Origin of the sequence: Gemmobacter megaterium (genome assembly GCF_900156815.1) — a bacterium.
In the GTDB taxonomy this organism is placed as follows: Bacteria; Pseudomonadota; Alphaproteobacteria; order Rhodobacterales; family Rhodobacteraceae; genus Wagnerdoeblera; species Wagnerdoeblera megaterium.
Genome location: NZ_FTOT01000006.1, coordinates 133,730 through 148,050 on the forward strand (window position 1 = coordinate 133,730; position 14,321 = coordinate 148,050).

Here is a 14,321-nt window from a genome sequence, read left to right on the forward strand (position 1 = left end):
CTATCCCCGCCGGGCCGCGACTAGGTCGTGCACAAAGGCCAGTTTGCGCTGCACAGGGTCAGGCAGGGTAAAAGGATACAGGTCTGGCTGGCCCATCGAGCGGTTCATGGCATTCAGCGCCACGGTCAGCGGCAGCCAGGCCGCCAGAAGCCGCTGGATGCGCCGCACCCGATAGGGGTTGAAGTCGATTTCGGTGGACAGGTCGCCGTCCCCGTCCACCGTCGGATCGACATGAATGCCCAGCGAGGCTGCGGTTTCCAGCGTGTCGATCATGTGCAGGTAATGCGCCCAGGTTTCGGCCCAGTCTTCCCAAGGGTGCATGGTGGCATAGGCCGAGACATGGGTTGCCTCCCACCCGGCGGGGGCACCGTTGTGATAGTGATGATCCAGCGCGGCGGCATAATCGGCCCGCTCGTCGCCGAACATCGCGCGGAACGATTCCAGTGCCCCGCCATCACGGACCAGCAAATCCCAGTAGTAATGCCCGATCTCGTGCCGAAAATGGCCCAGCAGGGTCCGATAGGCCTCACCCATCTGATTGCGCATCGCCTCGCGTTCGGCATCATCCGCTTCGGTCAGCGAAATGGTTACGACACCATCGGCATGGCCGGTCAGGACGCGTTGCGCGTTTCCCGGATCATCTGCCAGAAAATCAAAGACCAGCGGCTCCGGGTGGTTGTCGCCGGCGACAGGGCGGGGCAGGCCCATATGGGCAAGGGTATAGATCAGCCGCCGCTTGGCCACCTCGATCCGTTGCCAGCGGCGATGATGCTCCGGGTCGGACAGATCGGGCACGGTGCGGTTGTGACGGCAGGCGTCGCAGTATTCCGGGTCGTGATCCCCTGCCACCGGCACCATCCAGTTGCAGGCCGACAGTTCCCAGTTGCGGCAGAACCGCCAGCGTCGGGCGTCAGGGTCGGTCGCGTCAGCGATTCTCCACAGTGCCCCATCGGGCTCTACCGCCGCCATACGGTCCGGTCCGGGCAGATACCCAAGCGATCGCCCGCAACGCAGGCAGACGGAATTCTCGAAATGCAGGACTTGCCCGCAGCACTGGCATTGGAACAGTTTCATGGGTGCATATCCGGGTTGTTCGCCCCAGATCGCGCACGTGCGGATGCAGGGGTCAAGCCCCGGTTTCACACACCCAGAACAACCACGGCGAGGTAGCCAAAACCTGCCGCGAACACCCAGCCGAATGCCCCCAGAGCAAGCGGCCGCGCACCACGCGCCCGCAAGCGCCGCGGATCCGTCATCAGCCCCATCGCTGCGAGGCCCGTGGACAGCAGGAAGGTGGTGAGCAACGAGGCTCCGACACGAAAGGAGTCGGGCAGTGCGATGGCGCTGTTGAGCAGCATCACCGCGACAAAGCCGAACACGAACCACGGCACAGGCACGGCCGAGGCACCTCCGCGGGCACGGCCGCGCAGTGCCAGCGCCATGGCCAGCACCAGGGGGGCCAGCAGCATGACGCGGATCAGCTTGGCCACGGTTCCTGCGTGCCCTGCGGCATCGCCCTGCTGGAACGCGGCGGCGGTGACCTGCGCCACCTCATGCACGGTCGCGCCCACCCAGATGCCGTAACCTTCGGGGGCGAGTCCCAGCGGCACGGCCAGCAAGGGGGCCGTCAGCATGGCCAATGTGCCGAAGATGGTCACACAGGCGACGGCATAGGCGACATCCTCGTCACTGCCACGGGCAACTGGATTGGCGGCGATGACCGCCGAGGCACCGCAGACGGCGGTGCCAGCGGCGATAAGGTCGGTCAAGGGTCCGGCGACCCCCAACATCTTGCCGACTGCACGTATCGCAAGGAATGTCGCAACCAGGGTCAGCGCCGAAACAGCAAAGGCCGCCGCCCCCAACGCCCAGACCTGCCCCAGTGTGATCTGAAAGCCCAACAGGATGATGCCGGTTCGCAACACCGGCCGGGTTGCCGCTGCAAGTCCGGGCCGCAGGCTCTGGGGAAACTGCCAGAGGCTGCCAATGGCAAGGCCTGCCAGAACGGCCACGATCATCGGGCTGAGGAGACCAATCCCTGTCAACTGGCGCAGCAGCAGGGCCGCCACGGCAATTCCTCCTGCGAGGGCCAGGCCCGGCACGATCTCACGCAGGGCATGAAGATGCCGGTTGTGGTGGGAAATGCGTGTTGGCGCGCTCATCGGACCCTCTGATATCTTGACGGTGGTATGGCAGCACCGGGTCGATGTGGTCCAACGGATTGATTTTCTCAAACCAATCGTTAATCCAGATGGATTTCCTGCAATATCATCAGCGACCGGAACGGACGCTGTGCCGAGAGGATGACGGATGACGCTGGATCAACTGCGGGTCTTTCTGGCTGTTGCGGGCCTGGAGCATGTGACCCGCGCCGCGCAGGCCCTGCATATGACGCAATCCGCCGTCAGCGCGGCGATTGCGGCCCTGGAATCGCGGCATGATGTGCGGCTGTTTGATCGGGTTGGTCGGAATATCGCGCTGACCGATGCAGGACGGAGGTTCGTGCCACATGCCCGCGCCGTGATCCAGCAGGCCGATGCGGCGGCTGGCGCGCTTGCCGATCTGGGCAGCGGGATCGGCGGCACATTGCGGGTTCAGGCCAGCCAGACGGTCGCCAGCTATTGGCTGCCGCGTCATCTGGTGCGCTATCGGATCTTGCATCCGCAGGTGGCGCTGGAATTCGTGCCTGGGAATACCACCACAGTGGTTGCGGCAGTGATGGACGGCAGTGCCGATCTGGGCGTTGTCGAAGGAAGCGTCACGGCCCCCGAACTGATTGCCGAGGCGGTTGCGGAGGATGGCCTAGTCGTGCTGGTCGGCTGTGCCCATCCATGGGCGGATGGGCGGTTGCTGACGCTGGCAGATCTTGGCGACACCGACTGGGTGCTGCGCGAAGGGGGGTCGGGCACGCGTCTGGCCTTTGATGCCGATCTGCACCGTCTGGGCCTTGATCATGGCAAATTGTCGGTGGTGCTGGAACTGCCGACCAACGAAGCCTGCATCGCTGCCGTCGAGGTCGGGTCTGTTGCGACCGTGCTGTCCCGTCGGGCGGCGGCGCCGCATCTGGCGCAGGGACTGGTGGCTGAGGCGCGGTTCGATCTGCCGCCGCGTGTCTTTTCGGCAATCCGCCACCGAGACCGGCATCAGGGCCGCGCAGCGGCGGCGCTGTGCGCGCTGCTGCGCACGGGTGGTTGATGACCGGAATAAAGATCCGGCATTGCGCCTGAAACGTATTCGCGCCACGTTCGCGGCGACCTGATCCGTTAAACTTGAATCTTGGGCGACGGAATCGCGCAGGCTGGCCGTAAAAATTTGCGCGGGACGACGTGGGGCATGGCATGACACGATCCATCATTCGGCTGCTGGCAATACTTGCGGCCCTTTCCGTGGTTCCGGTGGCCGCCGTTGCGCAAGGCCGGCCGCCCTCCGGGCCGATCAAGGTGGGATCCTTGCGCTTGTCGTATGAGGATGTGCCTTATGTCCGGACGCTTCCGGGCCGCGCTGTTGCCTATGAACGGACCGACATCCGCCCGCGTGTCAGCGGCGCCATTGTCGAAATACTGTATCCACCTGGCGCAACGCTGAAGCCGGGCGATCCGATGTTCCGGATCGAAGACGCGACCTATCGCGCCGCGCTGGCTTCGGCCAAGGCGGCGGTTTCCGGGGCCGAGGCCGAACTTGCCACTGCGCTTGCCACGGCAGAGCGGTATCGCGCCCTTCAGGGCAGTGCGGCCACCGCTGCCAATCTGCAAACCGCCGAGGCCGCGGTCGCCAAGGCGCGATCAACACTGGCGGCCGCCTGGGCCAATATGGAATCGGCGCAGATCGACCTGGATCACACAACGATCGCCAGCCCTATTGCCGGAGTGGCGGGGAAGCCGGCGGTGTCTGTCGGTGCGCTTGTCACCGCAAACCAGACAGCCGCGCTTGCCACGGTGACACGCCTGGATCCGATCTATGTGGATGTGGCGGATTCGAGTTCCGGCATGTTGCGCGTGCGCGACCGGGTGGCGGCGGGCAAATTGCAACTGGGCGATCAGATCGGCCTGCAACTGCTGCTGGAAACCGGGTTGCCCTACAATCGTGACGGCGAACTGGTTGTCCTGGGGTCCGAAGTTTCGTCCAGCACCGGCACAGTGGAGATGCGGATTCGTTTCGACAACCCTGACCGGCTCATCCTGCCAGGACAGTTCTTGCGGGTGGAGACAACTCTGGGCACCACGCGGGCCATTCTTGTTCCGCAACGCGCCACGACCCGCTCGGCCGACGGAACCCTGTCTGTCTGGCTGGTGCGCGACGGCAAGGTTCACCGCGTCGCCATCGACGCCTCTGGCAGCCACAACAATGCCTGGGTCGTCACTGATGGTGTGCAAGAGGGGGACGTGCTGGTGGTTGACGGATTGAGCAACCTGCGCGAAGGCGCGGAGGTGGCGACGGTTCCGGTAACGATCGACAGTCTGGGCGTCGTGCGTGACATCGCACCCGCCGCCAACGGCGCGAGCAACTGACGCATGGCGCGTTTCTTCATTCATCGCCCGGTGTTCGCCTGGGTGCTGGCGATTGTGACCATGCTGGCGGGGGCCTGGTCGGTCACGCAGTTGCAGGTGTCGCAATACCCCAATATCGCGCCGACGACCATTCGGGTGAACGCCAACTATTCCGGTGCAACCGCCGAGGCCGTGCAGAACTCTGTCACCGAGGTGATCGAGGACAGCCTGACCGGAATCGACGGCCTGCTGTACACCATTTCGACCTCTGCCGAAGGGCGGGCCAGCGTTACCTTGACCTTTGACGATTCCGTCAAGCCGATTGACGCGCAGAACGAAGTGCAGACCCGCGTGCAGCGGATCGTCTCGCGTTTGCCAGAGACGGTGCAATCGTCGGGCGTTCGGGTGAACCGGGCGTCGGATTCGATCCTGATGGTTGGGTCGCTGGTTTCTACAGACGGGCGGTTCTCCACGCTTCAGCTTGGCGACATGATGCGCACAACCGTGGAAGGGGCGATCAACCGGACCGAAGGTGTCGGCGGCATCAATGTGTTCGGTACCAACTACGCCATGCGGATCTGGCTGGACCCGCTGCGCCTGGCTGAATTCCTGTTGACCCCTGCCGATGTCGTGTCGGCGGTGCAGGCGCAGAACACGACCGTATCGGTCGGGTCTCTGGGGTCGCAGCCTGTTGTGCCGGGCCAGCAATTCACTGCGACCATCACTGCGCAAAGCCAGCTTGCCACGGTTGAGGAATTCGAGCGGATCCTTCTGACCACCACCGCCGAGGGCCGTACCGTGCGGCTGGGCGATGTGGCCCGGATCGAGATCGGTCAGTCCAGCTACGGCGGTGGCTCGCGCTTCAACCGGCAGAATTCGGCCGGCTTCGGGGTAAACCTGGCGACCGGGGCGAATGCGATTGACACAGCCGCAGCGGTGCGCGCCACGATGGAGCGGCTGAAGCCCGCGCTGCCCGAAGGGATCGCGGTGGAATGGGCCTATGACACCTCGCCCTTTGTAGAACTGTCGATCAAGAAGGTCTGGCATACCCTGGCAGAGGCTATCGGCCTGGTGTTCCTGGTGATCCTGATCTTCTTGCAGAACTGGCGCGCGACACTGATACCGATCATCGCGGTTCCGGTGGTGTTGCTTGGCACCTTTGCCGTGCTGGCGGTACTGGGCTATTCGATCAACACGTTGACAATGTTTGCCATGGTTCTGGCCATTGGCCTGCTGGTCGATGACGCCATCGTGGTTGTCGAAAACGTCGAACGGGTCATGACGGAGGAACATCTGTCGCCAGTTGAAGCCACCGAGAAAAGCATGGGGCAGATCACGGGCGCCCTGATCGGTATCGGGCTGGTCCTGTCGGCGGTCTTTCTGCCCATGGCCTTCATGGGCGGATCGACAGGGGTCATCTATCGGCAGTTCTCTGTGACCATCATCTCGGCGATGGTGTTTTCGGTGCTGGTTGCCCTGATCCTGACACCTGCGCTGTGCGCGACGATGCTGCGCCATGCCGGGCCGCCCAAGGGCTGGTTGGGATTGCCGGCGCGTGCCTTCAACCGCGGGTTCGGTGCGGGGATCCGCGGGTATGGCGGGATCCTGTCGGGATTGCTGCGCTGGCCGTTTGCGATGATCCTTGTGCTGGCCCTGATCGGTGGCGTCGCCTGGAACCTGTTCGGGCGCATCAACAGCAGCTTTCTGCCGACCGAGGATCAGGGCGTCCTGATGACGATGATCCAACTGACCGAAGGCACGACAACCGACCAGACGCTGGCCGTGGTGCAGGAGATAGAGGATTACCTTCTGAACGACGAGAGCGATACAGTCGTTTCTACCTTTGTGTCGCTGGGGTTCAGCTTCGGGCGCGCGGGTCAGAACGTGGCGATGATGTTTGTCAAGCTGCGCGACTTCGACGACAGGTTGCAGGCCGATCAGGCGGCCTCTGCGCTGGTTCAGCGCGCAAACCGCCGGTTTGGCGCGCATCGTGCCGGGCGGGTGTTCTTTACGCAGCCCCCCGCCATTCCCGGCATGGGGACTGCGTCGGGCTTTTCCATGTATCTGATTGATCAGGCGGGTATCGGGACCGACGCGCTGTTCGCGGCAGCCGCGCAGTTGACCGCGACGGCAACCGCGGACAACCGTCTGACATCCGTCCGTTCGGGCGCATCCGAGGAAAAGGCCGCGCTGCGGTTGACGATTGATCAGGAAAAGGCCGGTGCGCTGGGGGTTTCGCTGACTTCGGTGAATACCATGCTGTCGATCATCTTCGCCGGGCGCGAGGTCAACGATTTCCAGATGGGAACCCGGCTGCGTCCGGTGATCGTGCAAGGCGAGGCATCCGGGCGGATGCAGCCCGAAGATATCGAAACCTGGTATGCCCGGAACAACCAGGGTGAAATGGTGCCGTTCTCTGCCTTTACCAGTATTGACTGGGCGCCGGTCACACCCAGCCTGCAACGTATCGACGGACTGCCGGCAGTGTCGATTTCCGGTGCGCCTGCGCCCGGTGTCTCGTCGGGCGAGGCTATGGAGGTGATGGAGGATCTGGTCGCTGGCCTGAATGGCGGCTGGGGTGTGGCATGGACGGATCTGAGCTATCAGGAGCGTCAGTCAGGCGCCCAGGCCCCGTTCCTGTATGCCCTGTCGGTTCTGGTCGTGTTCCTGTGTCTGGCTGCGCTTTATGAAAGTTGGGCGATTCCGTTCTCGGTCATGCTGGCCGTTCCGGTAGGCGTTCTGGGGGCGTTGCTTGCAGCCTGGCTGTTTGGCCAGCAGAACGATGTGTATTTCAAGGTCGGCATCCTGACCACCATCGGCCTGGCGGCCAAAAACGCCATTCTGATCGTCGAATTCGCACGCGAACTGGAAAGTCAGGGCCGCACGGCGGTGCAGGCGGCGCTGGAGGCGGCGCGCCTGCGGTTGCGCCCGATTCTGATGACCTCTCTGGCGTTCATTCTGGGGGTTCTGCCCCTGGCCCTTGCCACAGGCGCCGGGGCCGGAGCGCAGAATGCCATCGGCATTGGTGTGCTTGGCGGGATGCTGGCGGCCACCTTCATCGGGATATTCATGGTTCCTTCGTTCTATGTCGTGGTGCGCCGCTTGTCCCGTGGGCGTTTGTCGGCGCGCTGATCAGGCATTGACGCTGCCAATGTCCCGTTGGAATGTGCCCTCAGGTTCGGGAGGGGCATCCATGACCATTGGTATTGCCACACGTGGCCCTTGGGCCGGATTGGCCGCCTATCGGGCGCTTTTGTCAGCCGAGCTGTTGGGGCGCGGTGAAATTTCAGGGTTCTGCGTCTTTGTCTGGCGCGACCGTCTTGGCACGCTGAACCATGCAACGACACAGCGCGGCGGAACCCTTGGGTTGCGCCTGCCCGATGGCTGGGCCGAGGCGGAGCAGGCTGCGCTGATCTCCAGCGGGCCGGACCGCGCCGAACCTCTGACGCAGTTTCTGCCCTGGGATCCGGCGGTCGGTCTTGTCACCGGCCATCGGCTGCCCACCAGCCCCTTGCCCGACGGGCAGCCCGTGAACCTGGCGGCGCTGGCGGCACTGGGACAAAAGACCCTGACCCAGGAGGGGCTGGCGAACATGCTGACCCAGGCGCCTGCGATGGACGCCGGTCTGATCTGTATGCCGTGGGACGGGCCGGTCCTGGCCGCGAACAGTCCGCGTGTGGCGTCGCGCGGGGATACGGGCAGCTACATCCTGCAAGACGCGGGCCTGGCCTGCGCCATTCTGCACAATTCCATCTACACTGCGGATTTTCAGGGCGATGCAATGGCGGGCGCGATTGGTGCCATCGCCTGCGAAACCATGGGCCTTGCGCCTGCTCCGCTGGGCATGGCGACCCTGCCGGATCGTTTGCCCGTCATCGCATCGGACCACGAGGCGGTCGAGTTGGACATGACCGGAACCGCCATCGCCCTGCATAGCGCGGACCCGGCCTATTTCGGCCCCAAGTCCTCGATCACCGCTGTCTATGCCCGCACCGCGATTATGCGGGCCGGTCGTCAGATCGGCATTGCCGCCACAGAGGCATTTGCCGATCTCGGGGCGGGGCAGTTGAGAGCGCGCCCCGGCCTTGCCCTGCGCAGTTTCCTGTATCACCGGACCCAGCCATGACCATGCAGCACGACATCCTCATCCGCAACGCCACAGTGATCGACGGAACCGGCGCGCCGCGCCGGGTGGCGGATATTGCCATCGACGCGGACCGTATTACCGCCATCGGCGATCTGTCGGGCCATATGGCGGCGCGGGACATTGACGCAACGGGCCTGATTGCGGCACCGGGCTTCATTGATGTGCATACCCATGACGACCGTATCCTGTTTTCCGAGCCTGCGATGAGAGCGAAGGTCAGTCAGGGGGTCACCACCGTCATCGGGGGGAATTGCGGCATTTCGCTGGCCCCCATGCCGGTGCCGGTCAAGCGGCCGGTCACGCCGCCGCTGGATCTGCTGGATGCTTCGGGCGACTGGTATCGCTTTCCGACCTTCGCCAGCTATGTGGCAGCGTTCGAGGCGACGCCCGCGGCCGTCAACTGCGCCCATTACATTGGCCATACCACGCTTCGGGCCATCACGATGGACGATCTGAGCCGCGCGGCGAATGCCGGGGAAATCCTGGCGATGCAGGCCCTTGTCGCCGAAGCGATGGAGGCCGGTGCGCTTGGGGTCTCGACCGGGCTGGCCTATCCGCCCGCCATTGCCGCCACGACCGAGGAGGTGATCGAGGTCACGCGGCCCATTGCCGCCCATGACGGGTTATATGCCACCCACATGCGGGACGAGAGTGCGCACAGCATGGAGGCATTGGACGAAAGCTTTGCCGTAGGTCGTGCATTGGGGGTGCAGGTGCTGATCTCGCACCACAAGCTGGCGGGCGAAGAGAATTTTGGCCGGTCGGTGCAGACGCTCGCCCATATCGGCGATCAGCGGGCACATCAGGAGATCTGCCTGGACTGTTACCCCTACGAGGCCAGCTCAACCATTCTGACCGCGGCACATGCCAAGGTCAGCCCGCGCACGATCGTCACGTGGTCTGTCGGCGCGCCCGAGATGGCCGGGCGCGAACTGGCCGATATCTGCGCCGATTGGGGGTGCGATCTTGACGCGGCCTGCGCGCGTCTGATCCCCGCCGGTGCCGTCTATTTCCGCATGTGCGAGGAAGACGTGCAGCGCATCCTGTCCTGGCCGTCCACGATGGTGGGGTCGGACGGTCTGCCACATGACGAACGGCCGCACCCGCGCCTGTGGGGGACATTCCCGCGTGTGCTGGGCCATTATGCCCGCGACCTTGGCCTGTTTGATCTGGAAACGGCGGTCCACAAGATGACGGGCCTGACGGCACAGGAAATAGGCTTGCCGGAACGGGGCGAACTGCGCACGGGATTCATGGCAGACATTACCCTGTTCGATGATCGCACCATCGCGGATCGCGCAACCTATACCGATCCGATCCAGCCGGCGGCGGGCATCGTGCTGGTTCTGGTGAACGGTGCCGCAGTCTGGGATATGGGCGTGCCGACCGGCGCCCGTCCGGGCAAATACCTGCGCCGCGATCGGGGCGCACAGCGGCGGGCCTCTGTGGGCTGAGATTCCGGCCGCCGATGTCCCCGAGGTCGGATATGTGCCGTGCAGATCAGCGCGCGGGCGCAATGTGGTCGCGTGCCACAGACATGGACTTGAGGATCGCATGAACAGTGCGGCCCGGATGCAGATCCAGTTGATCGGCGGCACGGCGGGTGATGCGGGCAAGGATCTCATGGTCGCCGATTGCGACATGTACCATGACGCCTGGCCCCGTGCCCTGCACGATCCGGGCTACCTTGCCTTGCAGGATGTTCTGTGCAGAGAGGCCCTCGGGCCTGATGCGCGACAGGATCACCTCATGCGCCATGATCCGCACACGCAAGCGGGTGCCCGGCGCGGCCTCGATCATCGGCAGATACAGCGACCCGGTTGCCGCCTCCAGGCGACTCAGCCCGTCGGAAAGATGTTCGGCCACTGTTGCGGGCAGCATTGCCGCCACCTCGCGGATGCCCAAGGCGCGCAGCGCATCCGGATCCGACATCACCTCTGCCGTGGTTCCGGCGCGGAGGACCTGGCCGCCGTCGATCACCACCATGTGATCGGCCAGAAGCTGTGCTTCGTTCACATCATGGGTGACCAGAACGACAGGCATGGACAGATGGGCGCGCAGGGCGACGATTTCCGTGTACAGCCGTTCCCGCGTCGCGCGATCCACAGCCGAAAACGGCTCGTCCAGCAAGAGCGCCTGGGGGCGGCGCGCCAGGGCACGGGCCAGCGCCACCCGCTGCTGCTGGCCGCCGGACAATTGCGCGGGCTTTCGGCCGGACAGGCCGGTCAGATTGACCAGGTCCAGCAGTCGCGCGCCCTCGGCCCGGTCGGGCGTATCCATCGCAGCCATCACGTTCCCTAGCGCGGTCATGTGCGGAAACAGCGCATAGTTCTGAAAGACGATACCCACGCGACGGCGATGCGCGGGCAAATCCACCCCGGCCTCCGTATCAAGCCAGGTCGAACCACCCACGCAGACACGGGCCGTTTCGGGGTGCCACAGCCCCGCAATGGTGCGCAAAAGCGTTGTCTTGCCTGAGCCGGAGTGGCCGACAAGCGCCAGAAGCTCGCCAGGTTCCACCCGGAAGGCCACATCCAGCGGAATCGGAGTTCTTGCCCGTGCGATCACCTCCAATGTCATCAGGACAATCTCCGGCCGACACGCGAGGACAGCCAGAATGTCGCCGCGATGGTGAACAAAGAGATCACCACAAGCATCGCGGACATGATACCGGCAGAGCGGTCGTCAAACGCCTGTACCCGGTCGTAGATCGCGATGGCGATGGTTCTTGTCTCGCCGGGGATGGAACCGCCGACCATCAGCACGATGCCGAACTCGCCCAGCGTATGGGCGAATGTCAGGACCATCGCTGTCATCAACCCCGGCCATGCCAAGGGCAGCTCGACCTTCCACAAGCTGATCAGCGGCGACATGCCACAGCAGGCGGCTGCCTCGCGCACCTCTGGCGGGATGGATTCAAAGCCGCGCTGGGCGGGTTGTATGGCAAAAGGCAGGTTGAAGATGACCGATGCGACCACCAGCCCCTCGAAGCTGAACACAAGCTGATGGCCGAACAGGCCCTGCCACAGGTCGCCGACCGGCGAACCCCGGCCAAAGGCCACCAACAGGTAGAAGCCGAAGACGGTCGGCGGCAGGACCAGCGGCAACATCACCAGCGCCTCGACCAGGCCCTTGGCCCGAAAGCTGCGATAGGCCAGCAATCTGCCCATCAGGACCGACACCGGCAGCAGCAGGACCACCGTCCATCCCGCAAGCTGTAGCGACAGGATCAGGGCCGTCCAATCCATATGTCACTGACCCTCTGGCACGGAAAAGCCATAGCGTTCGAGTATCGCGCGCGCGGGCGGTGCGGCCATATAGGCATAGAACGCCTCGGCGGTCTTGCCTGCGCCAGCCAACAGAACCATGCGTTGCAGAAGCGGCGCGTGCAGCTCATCGGGGATCAGGGCGAAGGTGCCGCGCGCTGCAACCTCGGGCGCCAAGGCCAGCGAATAGGCGATGATCCCCGCTTCGGCATTTCCCGAAAGGGCGAATTGTGCGGCCTGGCTGACGTTTTCGCCAAGCACCATAACCGGCTGCATGTCGTTCCAGAGCCCCACCGCCTCTAGCGCCTCGCGGGCAGCAACGCCGAAGGGCGCGTGTTCCGGATTTGCGAGGGCGAACCTGGTGATGCGCCGGGCGTCCAGCAGGGTCTTTACCCCCTCCAGCCCCTGTGTCACATCGACAGGAGAGCCTTTTGGGGCCACAAGGGCGATCCGGCCCAAGGCAAAGGTTGTCCCCTCACCCCGTGTGAGGCCATCCGCATGGAGAGTCCGCGGCGTGGCGTCATCGGCTGCGAGGAACATCTCGAACGGTGCGCCCTCTCTGATCTGGCGCGACAGGTTTCCGGTTGATCCAAAGGACAGGCGTATCTGCATTCCGGTATTGGCGGCAAAGCTTTCGGCAATTTCCGTCACTGCAAACTGAAGATTGGCCGCAGCCGCTACGACCGGGACATCGCCTTTCCCGGCAGCAGAACCGGCTGTCCCGGCAAGGATCACAGCGATGCCAAGCAGGATGCGACGAAGGGCAGGAACGGGCATCGGGCATTCCTCAACTGATATGTTCCAGAAAACATATCGACCGAAGGCGGGAGATTGCGCAAGCGTTATTTTCGTTCGGGAATATCCCTTAGCATGTCGCTCAGTGCCGCCAGCCGGCTTGCCCCCGCCTCGGCGGTCTCGTGCTCGAATGCGCGATACTGCATCACGACCTCCCGCCCGGTTTCTGTCAGAACGGCCCCGCCACCGCCCGGACCGCCGCGCACCCGCTCTACCAGCGGATCGCGGAACATCGCGTTCAATGTCCCCACCAGTTCCCAGGCGCGCTTGTAGCTCATCCCCATCTCGCGGCCTGCTGCGGCAATGGATCCTGTCCGGTCGATCCGCTCCAGCAACTCGGCTTTGCCGGGGCCGATCATCTCTGCCTCGCCAAAAACGATACGAATGCGCAGGCGGGGGGGCCGGGGTTCCTGTTCCATATCGGCAATGTCCGGCACCTGATCCGGAATCGCAAGCCGCATCCCTGGCATGTCGTCAGATGGGCGGGTTCTGAAGCTGCGGGTTTGCGCCCTTGGCGGCATTCTCTGTGGTGGGGCGTGTGCGCAATACTTCAAGAATTCCTTGCAGGTTGGCCTGCGGGATGTCGCGCGCGATGATGACAATCCGGCTGGTGTGATCGCCATCGGGCCAGCCTTGCAGCGGCACCGGCGGATCGAAGATATGTTGCACGCCATGAAAGGCAAAAGGCGTGTGTACGTCCACGATATGGACGATCCCTTTCATGCGCAAAATATCGGGGCCGCGCAGGGCAACCACCCTACCCAGCCAGAAGTCGAACACCTCTGCGGGGATCGGCGCGTCTATCGTGATCGAGGCCGTGGTGATCCGGTCATCCGACGCATGATGCGATGGCGCGGCGAGATCAAGGACCGGCCGGGTGCCGGGCACTGAAAGGCCGGAGAGTCCGGCCAGCGGATCGGGCGCAGGGGGCGCAAGCCAGGCCAGTGCCTGCTCTGGTGCCATCGTCTTGCGCATGGCGCCAAGGCCGACCAAGGCCCCCGCAGGCACGGCCCCCCGGTCGGCCACAACCCGCGATGCCGCTGGATTCAGCCGGTCCAGCCGCAGGTGTAGCGCCTGCAAAGCGCCTGGCTCGGCAAGGTCGCATTTGGTCAGGACGATCCGGTCGGCCATGGCAACCTGTGCCTGCGCTTCGCCGTGACGGTCGAGCGTGGCCGCCCCCAGCACCGCATCGACGGCGGTCACGATCCCGTCGAGGGCATAGTTGGGAGCAAGTACGGGATCCATCAACAGCGTGTGGTGGATCGGGCCGGGATCGGCCAGCCCCGTGGTCTCGATGACCACACGGTCAAAGGCAAGCTCGTCGCGTGCCCTGCGCGCCAGAAGTGACGTCAGCGTGCTCGACAGATCGCTGCGGATCGAACAGCAGATGCAGCCCGCCGGCATCAGGACAATGTCCTCCGCAGCCTTTTCGATCAGGTCATGGTCCAGCCCCGCCTCGCCGAACTCGTTCACGATAACGGCGATGCGGCCCGAAGACGGATCATGCAGCAGCCGGTTCAGGAGCGTCGTCTTGCCTGCGCCCAGAAATCCGGTGAGCAAGGTGACGGGGATCGGATCGGACATGGAGGGCGGGCTTTCCTGGGGTGCAGAGCGTCTCGATTTGTT

The 14,321-nt window shown here is 64.2% G+C and carries 12 protein-coding genes; 5 read left to right on the top strand and 7 right to left on the bottom strand.

What is annotated here, in order from left to right; translation table 11 throughout:
* A complete protein-coding gene (locus tag BW970_RS14465; RefSeq protein WP_076532616.1) occupies positions 1-1,074 on the bottom strand; it encodes a zinc-binding metallopeptidase family protein in 1,074 nt (357 codons plus the stop codon).
* Positions 1,075-1,139: 65 nt separating this feature from the next.
* Entirely contained in the window at positions 1,140-2,162 is a 1,023-nt protein-coding gene (locus BW970_RS14470; RefSeq protein WP_076532619.1) for a YeiH family protein, read from the bottom strand.
* Between the two features lie 148 nt (positions 2,163-2,310).
* Here BW970_RS14470 and BW970_RS14475 point away from each other — a divergent pair, with 148 nt between their 5' ends.
* The 5 genes from BW970_RS14475 to BW970_RS14495 all read left to right on the top strand — a co-directional run bounded on the left by BW970_RS14475 (position 2,311) and on the right by BW970_RS14495 (position 10,088).
* Complete coding sequence (locus BW970_RS14475; RefSeq protein ID WP_076532621.1) at positions 2,311-3,195, top strand: LysR family transcriptional regulator; 885 nt, start codon at positions 2,311-2,313, stop codon at positions 3,193-3,195.
* 143 nt (positions 3,196-3,338) lie between these two features.
* Entirely contained in the window at positions 3,339-4,508 is a 1,170-nt protein-coding gene (locus BW970_RS14480; protein WP_076532623.1) for an efflux RND transporter periplasmic adaptor subunit, read from the top strand.
* 3 nt (positions 4,509-4,511) lie between these two features.
* Positions 4,512-7,619 carry an efflux RND transporter permease subunit gene (locus BW970_RS14485; protein ID WP_076532625.1) on the top strand — a complete coding sequence of 1,036 codons (3,108 nt, stop codon included), beginning with the start codon at positions 4,512-4,514 and terminating at the stop codon, positions 7,617-7,619.
* Between the two features lie 61 nt (positions 7,620-7,680).
* Positions 7,681-8,613: a DUF6963 family protein gene (locus BW970_RS14490; RefSeq protein ID WP_076532627.1), complete on the top strand. Its 933-nt coding sequence runs from the start codon at positions 7,681-7,683 to the stop codon at positions 8,611-8,613.
* Positions 8,610-10,088, top strand: coding sequence for an N-acyl-D-amino-acid deacylase family protein (locus tag BW970_RS14495; RefSeq protein ID WP_076532630.1), 1,479 nt, complete (start codon positions 8,610-8,612; stop codon positions 10,086-10,088). The genes BW970_RS14490 and BW970_RS14495 overlap by 4 nt, the downstream gene beginning before the upstream one ends.
* Positions 10,089-10,134: 46 nt before the next feature.
* Here the strand turns inward: BW970_RS14495 and modC are convergent, their stop codons facing one another.
* From modC to BW970_RS14520, 5 genes are all read right to left on the bottom strand, one after another.
* The gene (modC, locus tag BW970_RS14500; RefSeq protein WP_076532633.1) at positions 10,135-11,214 is read right to left on the bottom strand and encodes a molybdenum ABC transporter ATP-binding protein; all 1,080 of its coding nucleotides are present in this window, start codon (positions 11,212-11,214) and stop codon (positions 10,135-10,137) included.
* The gene (gene modB / locus BW970_RS14505) at positions 11,214-11,882 is read right to left on the bottom strand and encodes a molybdate ABC transporter permease subunit (RefSeq protein WP_076532635.1); all 669 of its coding nucleotides are present in this window, start codon (positions 11,880-11,882) and stop codon (positions 11,214-11,216) included. The genes modC and modB overlap by 1 nt, the downstream gene beginning before the upstream one ends.
* Positions 11,883-11,885: 3 nt before the next feature.
* On the bottom strand, positions 11,886-12,677 hold the full coding sequence (gene modA / locus BW970_RS14510) for a molybdate ABC transporter substrate-binding protein (RefSeq protein WP_076532637.1): 792 nt from the start codon (positions 12,675-12,677) through the stop codon (positions 11,886-11,888).
* Between the two features lie 65 nt (positions 12,678-12,742).
* Positions 12,743-13,114, bottom strand: a complete 372-nt coding sequence (locus BW970_RS14515; RefSeq protein WP_076532964.1) for a winged helix-turn-helix domain-containing protein — start codon at positions 13,112-13,114, stop codon at positions 12,743-12,745.
* Positions 13,115-13,169: 55 nt separating this feature from the next.
* Entirely contained in the window at positions 13,170-14,279 is a 1,110-nt protein-coding gene (locus tag BW970_RS14520) for a CobW family GTP-binding protein (RefSeq protein WP_076532639.1), read from the bottom strand.
* Between the last annotated feature and the right edge of the window lie 42 nt (positions 14,280-14,321).

What these genes read in the sequence shown, in the direction of transcription:
- BW970_RS14465 (WP_076532616.1), bottom strand. Translation starts at nt 1,074, where the DNA reads ATGAAACTGTTCCAATGCCAGTGCTGCGGGCAAGTCCTGCATTTCGAG.
- BW970_RS14470 (WP_076532619.1), bottom strand. Translation starts at nt 2,162, where the DNA reads ATGAGCGCGCCAACACGCATTTCCCACCACAACCGGCATCTTCATGCC.
- BW970_RS14475 (WP_076532621.1), top strand. Translation starts at nt 2,311, where the DNA reads ATGACGCTGGATCAACTGCGGGTCTTTCTGGCTGTTGCGGGCCTGGAG.
- BW970_RS14480 (WP_076532623.1), top strand. Translation starts at nt 3,339, where the DNA reads ATGACACGATCCATCATTCGGCTGCTGGCAATACTTGCGGCCCTTTCC.
- BW970_RS14485 (WP_076532625.1), top strand. Translation starts at nt 4,512, where the DNA reads ATGGCGCGTTTCTTCATTCATCGCCCGGTGTTCGCCTGGGTGCTGGCG.
- BW970_RS14490 (WP_076532627.1), top strand. Translation starts at nt 7,681, where the DNA reads ATGACCATTGGTATTGCCACACGTGGCCCTTGGGCCGGATTGGCCGCC.
- BW970_RS14495 (WP_076532630.1), top strand. Translation starts at nt 8,610, where the DNA reads ATGACCATGCAGCACGACATCCTCATCCGCAACGCCACAGTGATCGAC.
- modC (WP_076532633.1), bottom strand. Translation starts at nt 11,214, where the DNA reads ATGACATTGGAGGTGATCGCACGGGCAAGAACTCCGATTCCGCTGGAT.
- modB (WP_076532635.1), bottom strand. Translation starts at nt 11,882, where the DNA reads ATGGATTGGACGGCCCTGATCCTGTCGCTACAGCTTGCGGGATGGACG.
- modA (WP_076532637.1), bottom strand. Translation starts at nt 12,677, where the DNA reads ATGCCCGTTCCTGCCCTTCGTCGCATCCTGCTTGGCATCGCTGTGATC.
- BW970_RS14515 (WP_076532964.1), bottom strand. Translation starts at nt 13,114, where the DNA reads ATGGAACAGGAACCCCGGCCCCCCCGCCTGCGCATTCGTATCGTTTTT.
- BW970_RS14520 (WP_076532639.1), bottom strand. Translation starts at nt 14,279, where the DNA reads ATGTCCGATCCGATCCCCGTCACCTTGCTCACCGGATTTCTGGGCGCA.